Source organism: Paenibacillus sp. J31R34, from assembly GCF_059383715.1.
This window is the reverse complement of sequence record NZ_JBXENU010000009.1, coordinates 266,637-289,085: the sequence shown is the minus strand read 5'-3', so window position 1 is coordinate 289,085 and position 22,449 is coordinate 266,637. Positions and strand designations below refer to the sequence as shown.

General features: G+C 48.0%; 28 protein-coding genes. 22 read left to right on the top strand and 6 right to left on the bottom strand.

The genetic code is table 11. The annotated features are described in order from the left end of the window. Genes AC50YG_RS23865 through AC50YG_RS23855 form a run of 3 tightly spaced genes read left to right on the top strand, consistent with a single transcriptional unit; the run spans position 1 to position 3,081 of the window. Positions 1–1,236, top strand: a complete 1,236-nt coding sequence (locus AC50YG_RS23865) for a pyocin knob domain-containing protein (protein ID WP_494830275.1) — start codon at positions 1–3, stop codon at positions 1,234–1,236. Positions 1,237–1,270: 34 nt separating this feature from the next. Further along, positions 1,271–1,714 (top strand): hypothetical protein, encoded by a 444-nt coding sequence (locus AC50YG_RS23860; RefSeq protein ID WP_494830273.1) that lies wholly within the window; start codon positions 1,271–1,273, stop codon positions 1,712–1,714. Continuing rightward, a complete protein-coding gene (locus AC50YG_RS23855; RefSeq protein ID WP_494830271.1) occupies positions 1,711–3,081 on the top strand; it encodes a polysaccharide deacetylase family protein in 1,371 nt (456 codons plus the stop codon). The genes AC50YG_RS23860 and AC50YG_RS23855 overlap by 4 nt, the downstream gene beginning before the upstream one ends. A gap of 162 nt (positions 3,082–3,243) precedes the next feature. Here AC50YG_RS23855 and AC50YG_RS23850 read toward each other — a convergent pair whose 3' ends face one another. Continuing rightward, positions 3,244–3,333: a putative holin-like toxin gene (locus AC50YG_RS23850; protein WP_074904961.1), complete on the bottom strand. Its 90-nt coding sequence runs from the start codon at positions 3,331–3,333 to the stop codon at positions 3,244–3,246. Positions 3,334–3,487: 154 nt separating this feature from the next. Here AC50YG_RS23850 and AC50YG_RS23845 point away from each other — a divergent pair, with 154 nt between their 5' ends. The 3 genes from AC50YG_RS23845 to AC50YG_RS23835 are packed head-to-tail and all read left to right on the top strand — an operon-like array spanning position 3,488 to position 4,709. Further along, the gene (locus AC50YG_RS23845) at positions 3,488–3,763 is read left to right on the top strand and encodes a hemolysin XhlA family protein (RefSeq protein ID WP_494830269.1); all 276 of its coding nucleotides are present in this window, start codon (positions 3,488–3,490) and stop codon (positions 3,761–3,763) included. 15 nt (positions 3,764–3,778) lie between these two features. After that, on the top strand, positions 3,779–4,063 hold the full coding sequence (locus AC50YG_RS23840; protein WP_494830267.1) for a phage holin family protein: 285 nt from the start codon (positions 3,779–3,781) through the stop codon (positions 4,061–4,063). Next, on the top strand, positions 4,035–4,709 hold the full coding sequence (locus tag AC50YG_RS23835) for a M15 family metallopeptidase (protein WP_494830265.1): 675 nt from the start codon (positions 4,035–4,037) through the stop codon (positions 4,707–4,709). The genes AC50YG_RS23840 and AC50YG_RS23835 overlap by 29 nt, the downstream gene beginning before the upstream one ends. A gap of 145 nt (positions 4,710–4,854) precedes the next feature. On the opposite strand, the gene AC50YG_RS23830 is transcribed toward AC50YG_RS23835, so the two are convergent. The 3 genes from AC50YG_RS23830 to AC50YG_RS23820 are packed head-to-tail and all read right to left on the bottom strand — an operon-like array spanning position 4,855 to position 5,674. Continuing rightward, positions 4,855–5,151, bottom strand: coding sequence for a hypothetical protein (locus tag AC50YG_RS23830; RefSeq protein WP_494830263.1), 297 nt, complete (start codon positions 5,149–5,151; stop codon positions 4,855–4,857). 57 nt (positions 5,152–5,208) lie between these two features. After that, positions 5,209–5,382, bottom strand: a complete 174-nt coding sequence (locus AC50YG_RS23825) for a hypothetical protein (protein WP_494830261.1) — start codon at positions 5,380–5,382, stop codon at positions 5,209–5,211. Further along, entirely contained in the window at positions 5,375–5,674 is a 300-nt protein-coding gene (locus tag AC50YG_RS23820; RefSeq protein WP_494830259.1) for a hypothetical protein, read from the bottom strand. The genes AC50YG_RS23825 and AC50YG_RS23820 overlap by 8 nt, the downstream gene beginning before the upstream one ends. Positions 5,675–5,787: 113 nt before the next feature. Between AC50YG_RS23820 and AC50YG_RS23815 the strand changes: the two genes are divergently transcribed. After that, positions 5,788–5,997 carry a helix-turn-helix domain-containing protein gene (locus AC50YG_RS23815; protein ID WP_494830257.1) on the top strand — a complete coding sequence of 70 codons (210 nt, stop codon included), beginning with the start codon at positions 5,788–5,790 and terminating at the stop codon, positions 5,995–5,997. Then, positions 5,994–6,935 carry a hypothetical protein gene (locus AC50YG_RS23810; RefSeq protein ID WP_494830255.1) on the top strand — a complete coding sequence of 314 codons (942 nt, stop codon included), beginning with the start codon at positions 5,994–5,996 and terminating at the stop codon, positions 6,933–6,935. Before AC50YG_RS23815 ends, AC50YG_RS23810 begins: the two co-directional genes overlap by 4 nt. Positions 6,936–6,995: 60 nt before the next feature. Here AC50YG_RS23810 and AC50YG_RS23805 read toward each other — a convergent pair whose 3' ends face one another. Further along, the gene (locus AC50YG_RS23805; RefSeq protein ID WP_494830253.1) at positions 6,996–7,328 is read right to left on the bottom strand and encodes a YolD-like family protein; all 333 of its coding nucleotides are present in this window, start codon (positions 7,326–7,328) and stop codon (positions 6,996–6,998) included. Between the two features lie 212 nt (positions 7,329–7,540). On the opposite strand from AC50YG_RS23805, the gene AC50YG_RS23800 reads away from it, so the two are divergent. From AC50YG_RS23800 to AC50YG_RS23770, 7 genes are all read left to right on the top strand, one after another. Further along, on the top strand, positions 7,541–8,188 hold the full coding sequence (locus AC50YG_RS23800; protein WP_494830251.1) for a hypothetical protein: 648 nt from the start codon (positions 7,541–7,543) through the stop codon (positions 8,186–8,188). A gap of 1 nt (position 8,189) precedes the next feature. Then, positions 8,190–8,708: an accessory gene regulator B family protein gene (locus tag AC50YG_RS23795; RefSeq protein ID WP_494830249.1), complete on the top strand. Its 519-nt coding sequence runs from the start codon at positions 8,190–8,192 to the stop codon at positions 8,706–8,708. Beyond that, positions 8,689–8,805, top strand: a complete 117-nt coding sequence (locus tag AC50YG_RS23790; protein WP_494830247.1) for a cyclic lactone autoinducer peptide — start codon at positions 8,689–8,691, stop codon at positions 8,803–8,805. Before AC50YG_RS23795 ends, AC50YG_RS23790 begins: the two co-directional genes overlap by 20 nt. 14 nt (positions 8,806–8,819) lie before the next feature. Further along, positions 8,820–9,200, top strand: a complete 381-nt coding sequence (locus tag AC50YG_RS23785; RefSeq protein ID WP_494830245.1) for a LytTR family transcriptional regulator DNA-binding domain-containing protein — start codon at positions 8,820–8,822, stop codon at positions 9,198–9,200. A 189-nt stretch (positions 9,201–9,389) separates the two neighbouring features. After that, on the top strand, positions 9,390–9,788 hold the full coding sequence (locus AC50YG_RS23780) for a hypothetical protein (RefSeq protein ID WP_494830244.1): 399 nt from the start codon (positions 9,390–9,392) through the stop codon (positions 9,786–9,788). 137 nt (positions 9,789–9,925) lie between these two features. Then, positions 9,926–10,174 carry a S24 family peptidase gene (locus AC50YG_RS23775; RefSeq protein ID WP_494830242.1) on the top strand — a complete coding sequence of 83 codons (249 nt, stop codon included), beginning with the start codon at positions 9,926–9,928 and terminating at the stop codon, positions 10,172–10,174. A 321-nt stretch (positions 10,175–10,495) separates the two neighbouring features. Then, positions 10,496–11,230, top strand: coding sequence for a class I SAM-dependent methyltransferase (locus tag AC50YG_RS23770; protein ID WP_494830240.1), 735 nt, complete (start codon positions 10,496–10,498; stop codon positions 11,228–11,230). A 188-nt stretch (positions 11,231–11,418) separates the two neighbouring features. Here the strand turns inward: AC50YG_RS23770 and AC50YG_RS23765 are convergent, their stop codons facing one another. Beyond that, positions 11,419–11,766, bottom strand: a complete 348-nt coding sequence (locus tag AC50YG_RS23765) for a hypothetical protein (RefSeq protein ID WP_494830238.1) — start codon at positions 11,764–11,766, stop codon at positions 11,419–11,421. Positions 11,767–12,117: 351 nt separating this feature from the next. Here AC50YG_RS23765 and ppc point away from each other — a divergent pair, with 351 nt between their 5' ends. The 7 genes from ppc to glmM all read left to right on the top strand — a co-directional run bounded on the left by ppc (position 12,118) and on the right by glmM (position 22,429). After that, positions 12,118–14,922, top strand: a complete 2,805-nt coding sequence (gene ppc / locus AC50YG_RS23760; protein WP_494830236.1) for a phosphoenolpyruvate carboxylase — start codon at positions 12,118–12,120, stop codon at positions 14,920–14,922. Positions 14,923–15,293: 371 nt separating this feature from the next. Then, a complete protein-coding gene (locus AC50YG_RS23755) occupies positions 15,294–16,739 on the top strand; it encodes a S1C family serine protease (protein WP_494830234.1) in 1,446 nt (481 codons plus the stop codon). 353 nt (positions 16,740–17,092) lie between these two features. Beyond that, positions 17,093–17,659 carry an RNA polymerase sigma factor SigW gene (gene sigW, locus AC50YG_RS23750; protein ID WP_046233638.1) on the top strand — a complete coding sequence of 189 codons (567 nt, stop codon included), beginning with the start codon at positions 17,093–17,095 and terminating at the stop codon, positions 17,657–17,659. Positions 17,660–17,739: 80 nt separating this feature from the next. After that, on the top strand, positions 17,740–18,408 hold the full coding sequence (locus tag AC50YG_RS23745) for a zf-HC2 domain-containing protein (RefSeq protein ID WP_341279757.1): 669 nt from the start codon (positions 17,740–17,742) through the stop codon (positions 18,406–18,408). Positions 18,409–18,732: 324 nt separating this feature from the next. Next, the gene (cdaA, locus tag AC50YG_RS23740; RefSeq protein WP_341279756.1) at positions 18,733–19,572 is read left to right on the top strand and encodes a diadenylate cyclase CdaA; all 840 of its coding nucleotides are present in this window, start codon (positions 18,733–18,735) and stop codon (positions 19,570–19,572) included. Then, complete coding sequence (locus AC50YG_RS23735) at positions 19,565–21,013, top strand: CdaR family protein (RefSeq protein ID WP_494830227.1); 1,449 nt, start codon at positions 19,565–19,567, stop codon at positions 21,011–21,013. Before cdaA ends, AC50YG_RS23735 begins: the two co-directional genes overlap by 8 nt. 75 nt (positions 21,014–21,088) lie before the next feature. Continuing rightward, the gene (glmM, locus tag AC50YG_RS23730; RefSeq protein WP_473758932.1) at positions 21,089–22,429 is read left to right on the top strand and encodes a phosphoglucosamine mutase; all 1,341 of its coding nucleotides are present in this window, start codon (positions 21,089–21,091) and stop codon (positions 22,427–22,429) included. Positions 22,430–22,449: the final 20 nt, after the last annotated feature.

Here is a 22,449-nt window from a genome sequence, read left to right as displayed (position 1 = left end):
GTGGCAAAAACAGATTGGGGCATGAATGATATCGTCCAGCCTTCCGACCTGAACCAATTGGGGAAGGAAATCAACGATAATACAACCAAAACGCAGTCAACATCTGGAGGCAACCTTGACACCTTTAAAAATAACGGGACTTTTTACGTCAATAATCCCGCGAATGGACCGACAGCTAATTTTTATGGATATCTGCAAGTCATGAACATAGGAGCTGACTCGCATGTCATGCAGCTGGCACATTCCCTTTCCAACCCAGCGCGGATGTGGATGCGGAGATGTACCGTAGGGACATGGTGGCCCTGGGAGGAAGTAGTCAAAATGAGCACCCTGCAAACCTTGGGATATGGACCGACAACAGGCACAGGGACTGCTTATTTGGCGACTATCGGATCAGTCACGGCACTTGTTGATGGGGTGCGCATCACAGTTAAACTGCATGCCGCAAGTGGCGTGATTCCAACCATAAATGTAAATGGTCTAGGAGCAAAGGGAATTCTCAAGTCTTCTGGTAGCGCGCCAGCGGCGGGGTTGCTTAAAGCAGGATCAATCTACACGCTTGTTTATAACGGAACGGCTTTTATCTTACAGGGTGAGGGGGGTGAGTACGGAACGGCTGTAGCATCCGAGGTGCTAACAGGTAAGACGATCGGGACAGATACAGGATTGGTGAACGGGACTATGCCGGTAATTGGTGCAGATACTGCTGGAACAGCGGTGACTCCAACATCAGGACGGCTCTATATTAGGCCACCTGCTGCATACTGGAACGGCGCTTATTTTACTTACATCGATGACCCTGATTTTATCGCTTCAAACATTCGGAAGGATGTTGATATGTTCGGGCAGATCGGAACGCTCATTCCAGGTAAGCGAGTGATTACGGGGAGTGTTGTAAGTTCGTCGGCAACAATGTATTTTGATACGTTGGCTTCGGGAGGGAGTAGTGTAAATTACATTGAAATTACAGGCCATGGTTTTGTGCCGGGGTTAATTATTTGCGACAATATTACGCCGCCAAATAATTACAGACGTCGTGTGACTTACTTTTATGTTGGGGGTTATGGCCCGAATTACCCAATAATTGATCAAACCATAATGACAGGATCAATAGGACAGACTTCAACAGGCGATTACTATGCCACGACGGCAAGTGTATCACTGACTGCATCCCTGATAAGAATACCGACAAGATTCGCGTCATCCTCATTCAATTACTATATTGTGGAGGCTTAATATAGCAATTCTTAATTAAAGATGGGGTGTTGTAATGGCTGATATTCAAAGATTTGAAATGCATTCCGGTCGCATCATCGGTGAGGATGGCACTTTCGTTAATTTGGTTGATCTCATCCGAGGCATAAGCGGTGGTGGTGGAGGCGGGGTAACACCTACGCTCCATCCGTTTCACGCTGCAGCAACGGCTACGGGTAACGGAATGACGCTGACGGTGGGGGGTAAAACAGGTCTACTGGTTGAGATAGCAGGGACGTCAAGTAGCCGGACAATAGAGTTTAAGGCTAAGGGGCCACATGGCGAAGAGTGGCGACCGTTGCCTGGAATTAAAATAACAGATGTTAATTTTCCAGCGGGCGTCGGCTCGAGCGGAAATGGCGAGTTTTGGCGTTTTGATATTACGGGCTATAAAAGTATTATGATCGATCTTACAGCCATCAGCGGAGGTACGGTTATTGTTAAAGGGACGGTGACATGATGGATTTAATAGCAATATCCAAAGCCCAACAAGCAGCGGCCAAGGCTGAAAAGGCAAACGATTTACTTCCGGAAATGCGGAGGCAGCAGCTTGCTAATGCTTATGGCCATGTCATCGGCACGAACGGCAAGGGGGCCGTAGCAATACGGCTGGACGATAGCACCAAAGTGCTGAAGGAAAAATTCTTCCCTGAGCTTAAGAGCCGGGGGCTGCCTGCTTCCATGTCCATGATTACTAATCTAGCTAACGGCAATAATGCCGGCGTTACGATCGCAGATATACAAGCCTGGAATGTGAGCGGCGGCATACAGTTTCATTCGCATGGCTATAACCATACAGCGCCAGTTAATGAAGCGCAGCTTGATACAGAGGTCGTGCTATCAAAAACCAGTATGGATTCATATGGCGTAAAGTGTGCCGGTTGGAACCAGGTTGGTATATCAGGCGGGAATGACGGGCTTTACAACGGGATCGGATCAAACAAGCTTGCTTCAAATTGGGACAGTGCTGCGGGTAGGCTCATCTATAACACATATGATGCAGCCATGGGGTATTTAGGCTCTACGGTGCGCCGTCTTCCAAGCTACGGCATAGGATTGACGCATGTCAGCGTAACATCCTTTCCGAGCGGTACAAGTGCTGCTTGGCGTGACAGCATGCTCGCTTATATCGAGTTGGCAGTAAAGTATAAATTCGGCATCGTATTTTTGATCCACCCACAAATGATTGATTATGAGGATGGGAATGCTCCGAACTGGATGAATATATCTGACGTGCGTAATTTACTAGATCGCATTGCACAATACTGGCAGCAGGACAAGCTTGATGTGCTTACCCAAAACGGCATGCTGTTTGCCGATCCATCCGTTTCAAAACGCCTTGACTTGATGGACGGGAATAACGGGGATTTCGTGGGCATCTCGCAGGCGACGCCTGGCTTCTGGAGTAAAACGGTATCATGGGCCGGCAAGACATTTCCAACTAGCGGTAATCCAGTTGACAATGGAGCGTATTACGCTGTCGATAATACGACATCATCAACCGACAGTTTGCTGACTGGACAATTTGATTACATTTCGGATTACGCGGGGGAAACGTTTATTTTGGAGGTGTGGCTGCGATCGGCAGGCGCCGGGAATCAGAAATCCCGAATCTACTTGCGTACCAACATTGGGGATGTTCTTAATATTCAGGCGGGCACCAGTTACACAGAGCTGCTTGCTACTCCGACATGGACCAGGGTGCGTATTCCGTTTTCGTTTCAGCCAGGCGCAACATTCTATAATTTCAGCCTTGGGCGAGCTGGTGCAAACGCAAATGCTGGTTACGGGGTTAACTGGTACAGACCGCGCATTCTGAAAGTGTAGTGTTGAACTTCAGGAGTTGTGTTATAATACAGGAAGAAACAGCTTATAATGCAAAGAGAGCCGTGCGACAACACGACTCCCAGTGCGACAGCCGCTTTAAGGGCGGAAGGCTTCAGCTAGAAGGACTATAAGAATAGACCGCTTCCTTTGACCGAGGGCGGTCTATTTATTTTTATTGAACAGTAGTGCTATTAGCGCCACGAGAAGCGTACCAAAGGTAAGCATAAGCATGAGTGCTTCAAATACTGTCACAAGGCATCCCTCCCTTCTATCGAGAGGTAGCCGACCGCCCTTAAGCCTATTCTGTTGCTCCTTGATTATAGCATAATTTTACCTGTTAATATATTCATAACATTAAGCTCCGCTGCGGCGGGGCTATTTTTTATGCCGCTGGAGGTGAAATGCAGTGAACGATGATATCAAACAATTAAATGAGACCATCACAGGACTGAGGCTCGACATGAGGGAGTTATCAACAAAGATGGACGGCTTGAAAGACGTTTCGCGGAAGGTGGAAGAGGTTGAGGATATTGCAAAAAAGGCTCTGGACAGCACCAAAGCGGCGCACCATCGGTTGGACAAGATCGACCGTTTAACGAGTTGGCTTTCTACCACGGTAATCGGAGCGATAATACTTGCAATAATCGGCTTCGCGCTTAAAGGCGGCTTTGTAATTAAATAGAGAGGGTTGATAGAAATGGAATGGAATGTTATTCAAGGGCTTATTAAAGCGGAGCTGGTTATTTTGGTCGCAGCCTGCTGGGTGATTGGGTATGTGCTTAAGCAAACGCCGCGCGTACCAAATTGGAGCATCGTATACATTGTGACGGGCGTTGCTGTTGTGGCTTGCCTGTTGCTAACCGGCCTTAACGTAGAGGCATTTATTCAAGGCATCTTAGTGGGGGCTGTGTCCGTTTATGGTCACCAACTCGTAAAGCAAGGAGGCGTTGCTGGTGCTGACACTGAAGCAGGTAAAGAGTAAATCGGCAGCGCGGCTGGCGAATCTATTGCCAGTCGTCGCCGCTGCAGTTGAGCGACTAATCGAGCGGTCATATAATCGCGGCGTGCCGATCGTCATTACGCAGGGTTATCGATCGGCTGCAGAGCAGGACGCGCTCTACGCGCAGGGGCGCACCAAGCCTGGTAGCATCGTCACAAATGCGCGAGCCGGTTATAGCTATCATAATTTTGGTGTGGCCATCGACTTTGCGCTGCTGTCTGAGGACGGTAAGCAGGTTTATTGGGACACAAAGCGCGACGGTGATGCTGACGGCGTTGCGGACTGGTCAGAGGTTGTGCAGGAGGCCAAGGCGCTTGGATTTGCGTGGGGTGGGGATTGGACGTCGTTTAAGGACTATCCCCATTTTGAAATGACGTTTGGGCTGTCAACGGCACAGCTGAGGGCTGGCATTCGGCCGACAGCGAGACAGATTGATGCTGTAATGGCGAAGATTAATGCGAAAGGGGCGGAACCGGAAATGAAAGCAGAAGATGCGAACGCAATTATCAAGAAGTATTTACAGCCAGAGTGGGCGGCAGCTCACGCTAAAGGAGATGTACCAAGAAAGGCAGAAGCGAACCGGTTGGCAAACATCCTGCGACGGGCCAGTGGTCAGAAGGAGCAGTAAAAGCGAAAGCCCTGCTGACCTAATGGTTAGCAGGGCTTTTTGTGTTTATTGGTATAAAATAGAGACTACTAAAGCATTTGCACGACTCTTCGTGCAGTTCTGGCAACTAACCACTCATGAAATAATAATCCATCCACATGACTTTTCACTCCATCCACTCTTCCAGTGATTTAACCAAATCAGCTATTCGCTGATCGTTTTCGCCCCACTTTTTCAGCTTAGGAAGGAGGGCGAAGTCGTTTATTAAATACCGCGGATCGCCCAAAGCTCTCGTTGTTGAAAAACGATTCAGCATACCGTTGAATATTTCCCGTTTGGCATCTATCAGCCATTTACCCTCTTCTGTCATGACCTCCTGTGTATCGTTTTCTAAATCGCTGCAAATTGCACTTATTGCAGCCTCCATAGCGCCCAAATACTCGCCCTTTATCTTCATCGCCATCACCCGTACCTTTCTACTGGAAAGGCCGCCTACCCTAAACGAGTACGCGGCGGAACCTTAATCTATTTTGTGCTTTTCGAAGTAAGCGGCCATGTGCGGCTGGAGACTTTGTAGCTCCATCATTGCCATGTAGTTGCTGCTTTCCGCTATCGTCGCCACAATGTTAAATAGCGATGCGTTAATCTTGGACAACTCATTCACCTGCTGCTGCAATTTTTGGAATTCAGTCATGTTGAACCCCCTCTTCTTCTCCATACACATTCTTCCTTACCAACTTCCCGGACTCTTCATAGATAGACCTCATGAATGAGCTAATGCAGGCCATTTTGCGCGATATTTCTTGATATTTCTCCTCGCCACCCGGAAGCTCCCGGCCAGTAAACAAACCCTCATCATTAAGTTCCGCTATTGCGTCCAACTCCATCAATTGAACTTCCAACCTGTTACGTTCATCAAACAATGCCGGAAATACTACGTGAAACTGATCGAGAGACATTTCAACCATAAATGTTTTTACTGACATTTTTTCCAACTCCTTAAATTTGTTAATCTAAATATATGCGATCGTGAATATTTTGTCAATATCTTCTTGAAAATAAATATGCGATCGTGTACATTTGATTTGAGGTGATTACAATGCTTTCGTTTGCGCCGTTTCATGCATGGTACATTACAACCAAGAAAAAAAAGAACGACATACTTATTGATTGCGGTTTTGCTCCAGCAACTTCCGCGAAAATATGGAAGGACAAAATGCCGTTCCGCTCGGATGTGCTTGACACGATTTGTCGTGTCTACAATCTGAGGGTTGAACAAGTAATCGAATGGAAGGCGGATGAGGAATGAAGCAGATGTTTGATCCAAGGAATGGCTTCCCGTCAAGCTCTGAGGAGCGTGCAATGTATGGCCGTGGCGGGAATGGAGCTTTAAACGGAGTTGTTTATTTCCCTGTGGCTGCTGGAAATGTCCCTGCGGAATGGGGAACTATGAAGCCTACAAAGATAGAAGGCCAGGACGCATATGCCGTGCCGGAGCTGCGGCTTTTTGTCGGAAACACAAAGGACAGTAAATTGCTGCAACGTAACAAGGTACAGATGCATTTGCTGGCCCACAACGTTCAGGGTATCTACTTGGTGCATTGGTTGCTATGTATTCGGGACCAGTGGCCGAACCCATTCATTGTGGAGATTACACTTAACCCATCAATTCACTTTGAAACGCTGCAGGCGCTGGCAGAGTCTCCCGTCGTTTTAATCAACGTGTACAACCGTTGCGATTACGTAGAGACGCGATACATCGACAATCCGATTCGTGCGCAGGCTCAAGCAGCAGTTGAGCAATGCAAAGATGCACCGTTCCAGGAGAGTGGGGTCTTCATGCAAGCGAAGGCTGCTTTCGAGTCATTCATCAGCCTAGAATATCGGAATTTCGATTTTTCCGATATGCAGCAGGCTCTACGAGTTAACTTCGAGGGAAAGAAACAAGAGAGGGAAATCCGCCCTAGCTTGCAAGCGGTCAAGCACGGCGTTTCCATTCAACCATATCCGGGGCTGCCAGAGGAACTGGAGCCGTATCACTTTTACATTAGTGAGTCTGGTCACTCTATCATGTGCGTGCTCGAGAAGCATTGGCCAGCAGAAAATCCGGATGATAGGGAAGTTCCTATTCCAGTCAGATATGTACTGGAAAAGGGCTGGAGGAGCGAAGGTGGCTATATTATTGTCGATGCTCCCTATCATTCCACATTCGGCGTTGATATTCCGGAAGAATATGAAGAGTTCTAACAAAACAAGCCCTAGCCATTTGGCCAGGGCTTGTTTTATTTGGAAGTTTAATAATGCGACTCACCAGTCTTCGTATGGCTCTACCCGTTCTATGTCCTCGATTGCATACCAATCATCGTCCACTTTAAAGGCTCCGCGCAGATCGGCTAGGGCGTTCACAACGCCCTCCACGCGCAACTCCTCGAATGGATCGTACATTTGTATGCTCAATGGCACGCGATGCTTGTATGACGATCTCAAGGCTATAGATATCAATTCCTTTTCTTGTTCGTCCAACTCGATGCGCTCTCGCCGGTGACGTTCCTTCACAAGACTTAAATAAGCGTTTCGATGCTCTGGCAGTATGATACGGCTGCTCTCCCACAATCCATTACCTGTTAGCTTTTGTCCCATGACCAACGCCTCCTTGATGAATATATTATATGCAAACAAATGTTCTTATATCAAAGGGAATAAATAACTGTCGATGTATAGGACTTGTTATTCATTTAGCATCTTGCTAACCTCGAAGCAAAGTGCAATGATGGATTAAAAGATAAAGCGGCAGCGATCAACCAGACACTCACAGCAAAGACGCTATAGGGCCGTAAAGGGAGACTGTGTTTATGATGGAATTTGTTTGGTCGATGCTATTTTCGGCAATCGAGGGCATTGCGGTTTTTGTTTGGATTCTTTATATTTTTAGGTTCAATCCTCAAAAGTATATTGCTCCAATAATAAAGATAGTGCTTTTGATAACTATTCTAGGTTACCTAATTGAAAAATTCACGGAATACGCTTTTTTAGTGCCGATTATTAACTTGGTTATCACAATATTATTTATAAAATTTATTATTAGGGTGCCTATTGTATGGGCGGTGTTTTCTTCGCTGACAGGGTACTCCGTGTACGGTTCCTTGCAAGCGTCTATTTCGTATCTATCAATGGGGTACTTGTCAATAAACGAGGTGCAGACGGTAGAAGCGAAGGGCTATATACTGCAATTATTATCAGGTGTGATAAGCATCGTTCTGGCGCATGCGCTGTATAAAATAGGTCGAGGGTTTTCCTTTGACTTCACTCGCTTTCAATTCAAGTCTGAGGATATGATTATACTCAGCTTGAGCACGTCGTTTTCGGTAATTTCCAGTGTGATTTTACAAAGTAAAAATTTAGACTTTGCTTTTATCTTCTTCGTTTTATCAGTTGTTGGTTTTATCTACTATGCGAAACGGAAGGAGCGTGAGGAAATTGCTAGAGACTTTGGCGTCTAGGATGGCTGCAAAAATCAAATCAGAGGTGCCAGATCACCCAGTCTCCGAAGGGAAAATGCGAGTAGCGTTGTCGTTTCTCATGAACGTCATACCAATTTTTGTGCTGACATACTTCATCACGCTTTTTACAGGAAAGACACAAGAAGCATTTATAGCTATGTTGGTATTCGCGCAGCTCCGCCAGCTCGCGGGAGGCATACATTTAAAATCAACAGAGGCTTGCATAGTCGTATCAGTGGTTGGCGGGACGCTGCTGTCATTCGTTGATTTCCCACCTATATATATTTACATCATGTCGGGGGCGAGCCTTGTGTTGGCTGCGTTGTATTCTCCAGCCAACATCAAAGGCAAGACGTTGATGCCAGAGCGATTCCACCGCTATTTAAAGCCTGCTACGCTGGCATACATCAGCCTAAGCCTTTTTGCCGCATCGCCTGTGGTGGCTGCTGCTGTTTTTGCGCAATGCTTGACATTGATTCCAATTGGAGGAGGTGACAATGATGAAAAAACATTACTTTAAACTGTTAGCAACATTTTTAGGTGTGATAGCCATTCTAGTTGTATTGCCCGCAAGTTGGGTTTTTGTGCATCAGCCAGACATACCAGATGATTTTTGACACGGAGGAACAAAATGGACATAACAGTGGCAATTGATACATCAGCGGATGGCGGACTGAAAAACATACCGAGCTGCGGGGTTATCTATTTGGAGTTTGATGCTACAATTGATCGCGTAATAGCCCACACCGAGTATAGTAATTATTATTTGATAGGATCGCTGCGGTATTGGGCGCATGCATTAAACAACTCTGGCTGTAACTTCGCAATAGTCGATCGTAGCAATGCGGTCAACATTGACGCAATACGATGTATGGATTCAGGCTTTAAAAAGGCTTATTTTACCGAGTATCCAAAGCAAAAATCAAAGTTTTGTATAATGTCTGAGGAAAAGTTTAAGGCCGTTTCTGCGCTTTTGCCTCCGAGTTTCGACAATGCTAGAAACACGGTGTGATAATATTCGACGCTCATCTCCATAAGATGAGCGTCTTTTTTTGCTCCCTATAACATATAGAAAATGAAAAGTATGTCGTAAGATGTCGAGGAAATAGGGAAATTCACGACCGCCAATTTTCCTTTACATATCCCAACTACCGCCTAATAATACATGTATAAGGCAAACACATCAGGGAGGGTACAGGGAATGCATGTTCCAAATTTTGAAGTCATCATGATAAATATATTTAAGAAACTTAAAAAGGCATGGTCAGGAAAAGGTCCGTTAAAAACGTTATTTGATCTACAAACGGACACGGCCATATTGGTTTACGAAGCTGAGTTCACCAAATTTGAACAGTACCTGCTCAATCTTCTGAAGCGTGTAAATAAGTTTGAGTTTTTCTTAGAGGATGTAACATCGATAATGAAAGCAGACTTTGAACCGATTTTTGAATCGATGCATCCGGGGCTGAAAATTGAGAAAATGACGAGCGTTGTTGAGGGAGATAATTGCCTGCGGCAGATTGTCACGATTAAATTCAATCAAAATTTACGTGAGTTGGTCAATAACGATCAGGTTGATATGAGTAAATTAACAGCATAACCGTTGAACTGCAAAGGACAGCTATATCGTTTTGGGATATAGTGACGCCGGATCAAGCCGACACTGAGACGCTGACAAACAGCGGACTTTGTGTCGGCTTTTTTTGTAAAACATCGATTGAAGGAGACTGTCCAGACATGTATATTAATGTAGAGAAAAATTTTGTGAGTGAATTAAACATTGAGCCAGGCGACATGATACTGGTATCAGATACGAATATTTTTGAGCAGGGGGATATTGTGGCCATCCGTCTAAATGATGAAATAGCAGTTAGGAAATTACAAAGTTACGAGGATGAGCAACCTGTATATGAGGATAATGATATTGAAGGGTATAACGGCTGCGTACTTCTAGGCAAGGTGGTCCAAGTAGTGTATTCCCCCTAAAATAAAACTGGGGGGAATGAGGGGGAAAGGGGAAAAAAAGGGGAAAAAATATTCGTTCAATTGATATTCTGTGAGTTCGAGAGATGTTCAAAATTTCAGGAAATGCAGTAACGACGGAATTATGAAGCTAAAGGAATCTCTCTGAATGAGAGTTCCTTTAGCCTTCCAAGCTAATAGCGTGGGTTCGATTCCCATCACCCGCTTAAACGTTACAAAGTACGAAGAAAGCCTTGCGGTATGCAAGGTTTTTTTTGTTCCTGTTTTTAAAGGATGATAATTTTAAAAGACAAAATAGCCAAGCACTAAGGAGGTTGAAGGCGGATGAAGCAAAACAAATATGATGAGTCCTCTTTTTTCACAAATTATAGCCAGATGGCTCGTTCGATTGGGGGACTGGATGCTGCCGGAGAATGGTCGTTTTTTCGCAAAATGCTGCCGAAGCTGGAGGGTGCAAACGTGCTCGATCTCGGCTGCGGATTCGGCTGGCATTGCCGCTATGCACGGGAACAGCATGCCCGCTCGGTTGTAGGGATTGACCTTTCGGGCAATATGCTGGAACGGGCAAGGGAAATGACAGACGATGGACAGATTGAATATCGCCAGCTTGCGATTGAGGACATCGATTTTCCAGCGGAGGAGTTTGATGTCGTCATTAGCTCGCTTGCGCTGCACTATGTGGAGCAATTGGGCGGCCTCTTCAATAAGATTCACCATTCCCTTACGCCAGGCGGCACATTTGTCTTTTCGGTTGAGCATCCAGTGTTCACCGCGCTTGCCGGGCAGGATTGGCATTATGGGGCGGAAGGGGAAAAGCTGCATTGGCCGCTGGATGATTATCATAGGGAGGGCCAGCGTCAGTCCAGATTTCTGGAGCATGATGTCGTTAAATACCACCGTACGGTTTCGACCTACATGAACGCGTTGATTGAATCCGGATTCGAGCTTAAGCAGCTTTCGGAGCTGCAGCCGACAAAGGAGCTGCTGGCTAGCCATTCGGCTTGGCAGGAGGAAATGCGCCGTCCGATGTTTTTGCTAGTTTCAGCAGTGAAAAAATAACAAAATAAGTCCCAATACATCGATAATAAGTGACAATGGAGAAGCGATGAACAGAAAGCTTCTATGGCGAGTTTCAGCCATGGAAGCTTTTTTAGTAGCGTTTGTCTGATTGAAGAGGCTATAAAGGATCGTTTATTTACTGGAAAAAGATGCCTGTTAGCTGGAAAAAAGCATACGCGTGCTACCAGCTAGTTTATTTTTATAAGGGTAGAAATGATCCCCGATACGCAAGCGACAGCAAGAGAAAGGTAGGCCCATTTATTTTTTCTAAAATAGATGAGGAATACCGCGAGCAGGGCCAAGGCGGTGGACAGCAGCGAGGACAGCAATGCACCGCTCATAAATGCAGCATTCCGATAAGGGATATACAACTGTATGAGCATAAGAAGCAAACTGAAGGCGATAATGGCGATTTGATGAGGGGTCAGGCGCAGGTAGCTGCCTTTTTTAGCCGTAGCTTTAACCGTTATAAAAGAAATAGCTGCGATAATTATCAGCAATGGCAAGTAGAGCTGAACGATGAAAATCTCCTCCATTTCTTGATAAATCGAGGTAAATTCCTTTTTATACCATACCTAAAGATATGTGTGAATGGCAACTATTCTTTTTTTTATATCTTTTCTACAGCGTGAAAATGATTCTATTTATCCATAAAAAATGAATGAGATAGAATTGTATCATACAGGGGTAATGTATGACGTTAGCGGAAATCCAGGGGATCATCTCCTCATTTTATGATTAATGCTCCCTTTTTAGTTGTGAGCATAATAGACAGCCTCCCATACATCTTGGTAAATGGCGGGGCTTCAACCGTGAAGGATTTTGTAGTATAGTGTAAGATAGTTAAAATGAGTCCGTTATAGGGCACGCTACAGGAGGATTTCAGTATGTCGGAACAAGCTGCAACGAATTTATCGGCAAGCCGCCAGCAAGCGAACAATTTGCTGCGTAGGGATGTTCGGTTTCTAGGCAACATACTCGGCGAAGTGCTCGTCCACCAGGGCGGCAAGGAATTGCTTGAAATTGTGGAGCAAATCCGTGAAACAAGCAAATCGTTGCGAGCGGAATATATTCCGGAGCTATTCGCGCAATTCAAGACGACCGTGTCGTCATTGAGCCCGGAAATTAGGCACCAGGTTATTCGTGCCTTTGCGATTTATTTTCAACTGGTTAACATTGCTGAACAAAATCACCGTATTCGCCGCAAGCGCGATTATGAGCGTTCCACTGGGGAAGGCGTTCAACGCGGCTCCATTGAGAGTGCTGTAGCGGATCTGAAGGAACGTCAAATCGCAGTGGAAGATGTACAGCAAATGCTGAGCGGCATTTCGCTGGAGCTTGTTATGACTGCACATCCAACGGAAGCTACACGCAGAGCGGTACTGGATATCCACAAGCGGATTGCCGAAGATGTCATGGAGCTTGATAATCCGACGCTGACTTATCGTGAGCGCGAGAAGCTTCGCGAGAAGCTGCTGAATGAAGTGCTTATTTTGTGGCAAAGCGATGAGCTTCGCGACCGTAAGCCTACGGTTATCGACGAAGTTCGCAACGGCTTGTATTATTTTGATGAAACGTTGTTCGAGGTGCTGCCTGCTGTCTACGAAGAGCTGGAGCGCTGCCTTGAGAAATATTATCCAGGTGAAAAATGGCATGCGCCAGACTTTCTCCGTTTTGGCTCGTGGATCGGCGGCGACCGTGACGGCAACCCTTCCGTAACGGCGAAGGTGACGTGGGAAGCGCTGACGATGCACCGCCTGCTGGCAATTCGCAAGTATGAAGAAACGCTGAATGAGCTGATGGGCCAACTCAGCTTCAGCACGAATATTGTGGAAGTGTCGGATGAATTGATTGAATCAATTCGCCGCGACCGCGAGCAGGTTGAGCTGAAATGCGTAGAACTGTGGCGCAACACGAAGGAGCCTTACCGCATCAAGCTTGGCTTTATGCTGGAGAAGCTCGCCAATACGCGCAATGAGGCGCTCAAAGGGTCGGCTATGCGCTATAACAGCCCGGAAGAGCTGCTGGAGGATTTGAAAATTATTGACCGCAGCCTGCGCAATCACTTCGCGGATTATGTGGCAGACACGCATATCGGCAAGCTGGTTCGCCAGGTTGAGCTGTTCGGCTTCCACCTGATGACGCTGGATATTCGCCAGCACAGCAAAGAGCATGAAAATGCAATGACTGAAATTTTGGCGAAAATGAACATTACGCCGGATTATGCAGGTTTGAATGAGGATGAAAAGGTTGAGCTGCTGCATCGCCTGCTGAATGATCCGCGTCCATTGACGTCGAGCCACTTGGATTATACGGATGCAACGCGTGAATGTCTCGATGTGTACCATACGGCTTACCGTGCGAAGCAAGAGTTTGGCCCGAACTGCATTTCCAGCTACCTGATCAGTATGACGCAGGGCGCCAGCGACATGCTGGAAGTCATGGTCTTCTCGAAGGAAGTTGGCTTGTTCCGTCAAGATCGCGATGGCACGGTTCACTGCTCTGTTCAATCGGTGCCACTGTTCGAGACAATCGACGATCTTCATGCGGCTCCGGCTATTATGAAGCAGTTGTTCGAGCTGCCGATTTACCGTCAAGCCGTTGCGGCTCGCGGCGATCTGCATGAAATTATGCTGGGGTACTCCGACAGCAATAAAGATGGCGGAGCGGTTACAGCAAACTGGGAGCTGCGCGTAGCTCTTAAGGAAATTACAGCAGCGGCGAACGAATACGACATTAAGCTGAAGTTCTTCCACGGACGCGGCGGAGCACTCGGTCGCGGCGGCATGCCGCTGAACCGCAGCATTTTGGCACAGCCACCGCATACGGTTGGCGGCGGCATCAAAATTACCGAGCAAGGCGAAGTGCTTTCCTCGCGTTATTCGATGCAGGGCATCGCTTACCGCAGCTTGGAGCAGGCGACTTGGGCGCTGATTACAGCAGCGCGCTTGGCAAAATATCCGGAGCAGGGCCAGACGGCCGAGCCGGAGTGGGAAGAAATCGCCCGTTCGATTTCCGAGACGGCGCTGGAGAAATATCAGGATTTGATTTTCCGCGATCCGGATTTCCTCACGTACTTCAAGGAATCGACACCGCTGCCCGAGGTTGGCGAGCTGAACATTGGCTCACGTCCGTCCAAACGGAAAAACAGCGACCGCTTTGAAGATTTGCGTGCGATTCCATGGGTATTCGCATGGACGCAAAGCCGTTATCTGCTGCCAGCCTGGTATGCAGCCGGCACAGCGCTCCAGCAATATGTGGATGGAAGCGAAGAGCGTCTGCAAACGTTGAAAACGATGTATGAGCATTTCCCATTCTTCCGCTCTTTGATCGACAACCTGCAGATGGCACTGGCGAAAGCCGATCTTATTATTGCGAAGGAATATGCGGGCATGATTTCCGACGAGGCTATCCGCGATCGTATTTTCCAGCAAATTGAGTCGGAATATGCGCTGACGTCGCAAATGATTTTGAGCATTACGGGCCAAACGGAAATTTTGGATAACGTACCGGTTATTCAAGAATCGATTCGCCTCCGTAATCCATACGTTGATCCGCTCAGCTACATGCAGGTTCAGCTTCTGACTGAGCTCCGCGGACTGCGGGCGAAGGACGAGGATGATCCAGAGCTGCTTCGTGAAGTATTGCTCACGATCAACGGAATTGCAGCCGGCCTGAGAAACACGGGCTAATACGAATACGTAGCTTGAAAAATAAATAAGTAAACGCCACGAGATTCTGGCGTGAATAGGAAAGCCAAGCAGGGCAGCTATTGCCTCGCTTGGCTTTTTTTTGCGTTGTAAAAGGTGGGGCAAGCAGCAGCAGTGGCCCTTATTATGCGCTTGTACTGCTTTTTAGCACGATATATGGTCAAGGTTTAAAGGTTTTATGTTGCTTTAAATTTCACTTAAGTTTGATTTAAGGTGCGTCCTGCATGATGTATACATAGAAGGCAAACGAAATGACCGAATGCAATCGAACGGACAAGTGCGAATCGTTATTTTCCCGATACTTAGCTTAACTGATGAATTTTACTCGGTAAAACTTGAAGGAGGCAATCAAGATGAGCGAGGACAACCAATATAGAGGAACAAATAACAGCTTGAATGGACAGGGAGATGATCGTATGGCAGATCAAGTGAATGGTGGAGGACAAGGAAACGAGCAGGCGGACATGAACACAGCCGGATCGAGCGATAGCAAAGACGGACAAGCGAGTGCAGTTGGCAAGCCCGGGAGCGAGCAGGTTTTCAAAACGGTTTATGGTTATGAGGATGCTGCTGAACCGCGGCAAGAGGCTTCGGCGTCGAAGGAGGCGGAGGCGGATAGCAGCAAGGCAACGCACCAGCAAGCTGATCCACTCGTATCATCGGTATCGCAGCAGGAAACAGCTGCAGGCCAAGAGGCTGCAAAACAGACGGCTCCGCTAGTAGCATCCTACATCTACGAGGCAGAACGCTCCCCTTCGAGTTTGCGCCATTCGTATGAGAAGCAGCTGGGTGAGCTGCAGACGATGACGGATAAAGGGCAAAGCGGCGCAGGCAGGGGCGGGGACGAGGCTTCCTCCAAGCTGGCGAAGCGTTCGCCGTTGAAGTCCATTTTCGCCGCGTTTCTGGCAGGGGCTGTCGTCATCGGCGGCTTTATGTATACGGCGGATCGCAGCAATTTGTTTACAGGCGGCGTAGCTACAGTGAATGCGACAAATGGCAGTGTCGTCAGCAATGGCAGCGAGAACAGCGCAGGATTGACAACCGCTGCCAACTCGGTGGATAGCCAAATTTCCAGCATTTATACAGCGGCATCCCCAGCGGTCGTCAAAATCGAAAACTATGGCCAAGCGACGCGCTCGAGCGGACGCGGCTCGGACTACTGGCAGTTTTTCGGCCAGCAGGTACCGCAAAGCGGCCAGCAGCAGCAGCCAAATGCAGGCTCCAATGATCAAAACAGCACAGACGATTCCAATTTGCAGCTTACCGGCTCCGGAACGGGATTTATATTCCAGTCCGATGGTTACATTTTAACGAATGAGCATGTCATTAGCGGGGCTTCCCAAGTGAAGGTAACCGTAGAAGGTTATGATGAGCCTTTTGTGGCCAAGGTTGTTGGCTCCAGCGCCGATCTGGATTTGGCTGTTCTGAAAATTACCGGAACGACGGCATTCCCGACGCTGCCGCTGGGCGACTCGGATAGTACAGCCATCGGTGACTGGGTTATCGCCATCGGCAATCCTTATGGCTTCGACCACACGATGACGGTTGGTGTGCTAAGCGCGAAAGAACGTCCAATTTCTGTACAAGACGAAAACGGCGGCACGAAGGATTATAAGCATTTGCTGCAGACCGATGCCTCCATTAACCCAGGCAACTCGGGCGGTCCGCTGCTGAATACGAGCGGTCAGGTCATTGGCATTAATACGGCGGTAAGCGCGGAGGCGCAAGGCATTGGTTTTGCTATTCCATCGAACGAAATTCAAAGCGTGCTTCAAAAGCTGATGACAAATTCCTTATAATATTTTTCATATAAACAGGCTGGGAACGATGTGCGGAACGATTCGCATTCGTAACGAGCCCGGCATGAGCAGCATCAAGCGAAAAGCTTGAGAGCTGCTTTTTTTGCCATAGATAGTGAAAAACGTATATAATAATTCAAATAAGGTAGCGGTGTTGTTTCGTCATACGTTGGAAAGATTGGATGTTTCTTACGCAATTATCTTGCTTTTTAAGTCCATGTGGATTACGATTTTCTATAGAGTTTAAGGGCAGAGGACGCGGCAGGAGTTATATTTGTTTTAGTAGGCATTGCTGATTCATAATAGCACTCGCGGCAACAATCCGTTCAAACGGAAAGTTTGGAGGAGTAGAAGTGAATGTATTGGAAGCCCGCCTTGCAAAATTATCGTTAAAAGGCGACCAGCGGGCATTTGCTGAGCTCGTAGGGCTCTATCAGGACAAGCTTTTTCACATGGCGTACCGCATGCTGAGCAACCGTCAAGAGGCGGAGGATGTCGTGCAGGAAGCGTTCATGCGAGTGTATAGAAATTTAGAGCGTTACGATGAAACCTTGAAATTTTCCACCTGGATTTATCGGATCGCGACGAATCTTTGTATCGACAAGCTGCGCAAGCGCAAGCCTGTGTATTCACTCGATGCGGAATCGACGGATCACGAGGGTCTCGATGGCTATTCGATGATTCCAAGCGACAATCGTACGCCTGAATCGGAGACGCTGCTGTCCGAGACACAGCGGATTATCCATCAGGCCATTGATTCGCTTCCACCCAAATACAAGACGGTGATGATGCTGCGGTATATTGAGGATTTATCTCTACAAGAAATTAGCGAGGTCATGGATATCCCTGTAACGACGATTAAGACGAGGGTACATCGGGGGCGCGAGTTTCTGCGCAAGAAGCTGGAGTACAAGCTTTAAATATGTCCGAAGGCTTGTCGCGAAATTTTGAAACACTTTCGGATTTGATACGTATCCTATAGTTGTAGTAGAGCGTTAATGTGAGCAAAAGAAAGAAAGGACTGGCTGCTATGGAATGCAAAGTCGCCATCGGAATGATGCACGACTATTTTGACGGTGATCTGACCAGACAAGGTACGATGGATTTGAAGGGGCATATGAGTACTTGTCCCGCTTGCCTCGCTCGGTTCGAACAGCTGGAGAAGACGGAAGCGATGACTTTTTCCGCCTTGGAGCATGCCGCAGTGGTCCCGCATTACGATATACAGTCTTCCGAGAAGCTGACGCAGCTTATTCTGGACCAAATACCGAAACCGAAGGCGAAGACTCGTCCGCTGTATTTGCGTTTGCTTTACAAGTACCCGGGCGTAACGGTCGCAGCGGTTTTTGTATTGGTCATGCTGGGCAGCTTCGTCTCGATGTGGGGACATGATACGAAGCTGGTGGTATCGGGCGAGGATCTGCATCAGGTCGTTATTGACGGCAACACGGTTACAATTCCAGAAGGTGTGCATATTAAAGGAAATTTGATCGTTGAAAATGGCATGGCTGACGTAAGAGGCGAAATCGAGGGCAATGTAACGGTTATTGACGGTTCCTTGAATCTTGCTTCGACCGGTTACATTGCCGGGCAAAGCCGAACCATTGATCAAGCACTTGATTGGTTCTGGTATAAGGTGACGACAACTTTCAGCGGATTGGCTTCTTAGGTGGCTGCCTTCCTGACGGGAAGGCAGCTTTTTTTGAAAATATAGGGAAGGATAAGATGGTTGCATCCTTTCTCTATATTTCTCGGACTGAAACGCGCTGCACCGCCAAAGGATGTCTACAGCCGTTTCACCTTAAAATATAGGGAAGGATAGGATGGTTGCATCCTTTCTCTATATTTCTCGGACTGAAACGCGCTGCGCCGCCAAAGGATGTCGACAGCCGTTTCACCTTAAATAAAGGAGTTTCCACACCCAATATAGAAAATAATAAAGTTGTAATTCAAAATACATGCGATACGTGCTCGGTTGTTTGGGGGTTCTTACATGAGTTACTTTGCAGATTTGACTTGGCAGAACGGCATCAAGGATGTCATTGATATCGGGATCGTCAGCTATATTATTTACAAAATCATTTTGCTTGTACAAGGGACAAGGGCGGTTCAGCTCTTGAAAGGAATCCTTGTGCTTATTGCTGTATGGGCAATTAGCACGTGGTTCAATTTATATACGCTCAAATGGGTCATGAACCAAATGTTCACCTTTGGCGTCGTTTCGGTGCTCATCATTTTTCAGCCTGAGCTTAGGCGGGTGCTGGAGCAGGTGGGACGCGGGAAGCTGTTCGTCAGCTCGTCCTTTATGGACAAGGATGTTGTCAATGAACAAATTGATGAAGTGATGAAGGCTGTCCAGTTTATGGCGAACCGCAAAATCGGCGCGCTCATCGTTTTTGAACGGACAACCGGCGTTAATGAACTGATTGAATCAGGTGTGCAGATGGAGTCGCGAATAACTTCCGAGCTGCTGAACAATATTTTTACGCCAAATACGCCGCTGCATGATGGAGCGGTTATTATTCGGGGTAATCAAATTATGGCGGCAGGCTGTTATTTGCCGCTGTCTGAAAATCCTTTTATAAGCAAGGAGCTAGGTACCCGCCATCGTGCGGCAATCGGCGTAAGCGAGGTTAGTGATGCGATATCGGTTGTGGTGTCTGAAGAAACGGGACAAGTTTCATTGGCGCTCAACGGCATGATTGTTCGTGATATTAAAGAAGAATCGCTAATCTCGAAGCTGTTCGAGGAGCTGACTCCGAAGACGAATGGACGCACGAAGGAACGCTCTACGTTCGCGTTCTGGAAGCGGAAAGGAGGCCAGGATGGATAAATGGCTTAGTCATCCGACAGCGATTAAAATTATTTCGATCGTCATTGCGCTGCTGCTGTGGGCAGTTGTGCATTTCGATCCGGAATCGACTCCTGCTGCGGTGACCTCCAATACAGATAAAAAAATTATTGAGGCCGCGCAAATTATTCCAACCGGGCTGGATGAAACCAAATATTCGCTCGTGCAGATGGAGCCGACCGTTGTAAGAATTATGGTGGAGGGCCGCCGTTCCAAGCTGCTGACCGCCAAAGACGAGGATTATATTATTACGGCCGATTTATCGGGCCTCGGAACAGGCGAGCATGTTGTGCCATTAACGTATACGATGCCGAGCGGCGTCACCTTGCTGGAAATTTCACAGCGCACGGTGAAGGTAGATATCGAAGAAATTCAGACGAGGTCCTTTGATCTCGGGCTGAAGACTTCAGGCACGCCTTCAAGCGGCTATATTGTCGGCACACCATCATTGGTGGGCAAAGAGACAGCCGCGTCCGTTAAAGTGACGCTTCCAAAGGATGAAATGGAATATGTCGGTTCGGTCAGCGCGACTGTTAGTGTGGAAGGCGCCAAATCGACAGTTGAGGATAAAAAGGCGAGTGTTGTTGTTTATGATACGGAAGGAAAAGTGATGGAGCATGCCATTACCAATCCTAAGATCGTTGATGTGGAGGTTCCCGTCACTCCGCCAATCAAGATGGTTCCGCTCCAGATCAGCTACACAGGCAGCTTGCCGGAAGGTTTAAGCATTGCTTCGATTAAACCGGAAATCGACAAGGTTGCCGTTTATGCGGATCAGAAAACGCTTGATGCCCTCGAAGTATATAATGGGGTGACGATTGATCTTGGAGCTGTAGAGCAGTCGGGCACAGTGAAGTCGAAAGTAACGAAGCTGGATGGCATCGTGCTCGTTGAGCCTGCTGAAATTAATGTTGAGGTTAATGTCGTCTCATGGGAATCGCTGACTTTGACGAGAGCGATTCAGCTAACGAACGTTGGCGAGGGTCTTTTCGCCGAAATCAGCAAGCCGCAGAGCGGCGAGGCGAGCCTGAATATTCACGGTGCGCCAGATGTGCTATCGGCGATTAGCGACAAGGATTTGCAGCTGACAGCTGATTTGCAGGGGCTAAAGGCAGGCACACACACCATCAAGCTGACGACAACGGTGCCGCGTTTTGTGACCGTAACAAACGAAGAAGCGGCATTTAGCGCTACGGTAGTTATTGGCGAGAAGTCTGATCCGGTAACGGCAGATCCAGATGCAAGCGGTGGTACGACCGAACCAGAGCCGAGTCCGACGCCTGAGCCATCGGCAACGCCGGATAGTGGTGAGAGCACGCCTAGCGCTGGAGCGGGAAACGATGGCAGCAATGAAGGCACTGGAGCTACGAATGCTGGTGGCGGCGAGCCAAGCAATGGCAGCGCCACAAATGCAAATGGCTAATGTAATGTAAAGAGCATCAACAAATATTTGGCTGGTTCAGCCAATATCGACATCATAAAAGGGGCTAGAACGATAATGGGGAAATATTTTGGTACAGATGGCGTGCGCGGTGTCGCGAATCAGGAATTGACACCAGAGCTTGCTTATAAAATTGGCCGCTGCGGCGGATTTGTATTAACGGGAGAGGCAGATAAGCCGGTCGTCGTTATCGGACGGGATACGCGTATTTCCGGCCCCATGCTGGAATCGGCGCTAATTGCTGGTTTGCTGTCCATCGGCGCGAGCGTGGTTCGTCTTGGCGTTGTATCTACGCCAGCAGTTGCTTATATCACGCGTGAGCTCAAGGCGGATGCGGGTGTGATGATTTCCGCTTCGCATAATCCGGTCGAGGACAATGGCATAAAGTTTTTCGCTGGCGACGGCTTCAAGCTGTCGGATGAGACGGAAATTCGCATTGAGCAGCTGATTGATGCGGAGCAGGATGAACTGCCGCGCCCTGTAGGCGGCGACATTGGCACTGTAACCGACGATGACTCGGCGAAGAAGCGTTATCTGGACTTTTTGAAAACGACGATTACAGGCGGCTTCAGCGGCCTTAAAATCGTGCTCGACTGCGCCAACGGCTCCGCCTATGAGCTGGCGCCGGCTGTATTCCGCGAGCTTGGCGCGGAAATCATTACGGTAGGGGCGGAACCGGATGGCCGCAACATTAATGCGGGCGTCGGTTCGACGCATCCGGAATATTTGCGTGAGCAGGTGCTGGCGCATAAAGCGGATCTGGGATTATCCTTTGACGGCGATGCCGACCGCCTGATCGCCATTGATGATCAAGGCGAAGAGGTCGATGGCGATTATATTTTGTGCATCATTGGCGATGCAATGAAACAGGCTGGAAAGCTGAAGCATGACACGGTCGTTACGACGGTTATGGCGAACATTGGCTTCTTCAAGGCTGCGGGGCAGCTAGGCCTGCAAACCGCACAAACCGCTGTTGGCGACCGCTACGTGATGGAAGAAATGCGTCGCGGCGGCTTCAATCTGGGCGGCGAGCAGTCCGGCCATGTTATTTTTCTAGATTATATTACGACGGGTGACGGCATTCTGACCGCTTTGCAGCTGGTCGATACGATTAAAGCTTCCGGCCGCAAGCTCAGCGAGCTGAAAACCATTATGCGCAAGTTCCCGCAAGTGCTCGTTAATGTGCGCGTAGAAGACAAGAGCAAATACCTGGGCAACCAGGCGATTGAAGCAGCAGCGGAAGAAGTGTCCCGTGAGCTTGGCGACAACGGCCGTGTGCTGGTTCGTCCATCCGGTACGGAATCGCTTATTCGCGTCATGGCAGAAGGCCCAGACAAGGCTCAGGTTGAAGCATACGTCGCAAAGATTGTTGATGTGGTGAAAAAAGAACTCGGTTAATCATTAATGGGCTGAGTATT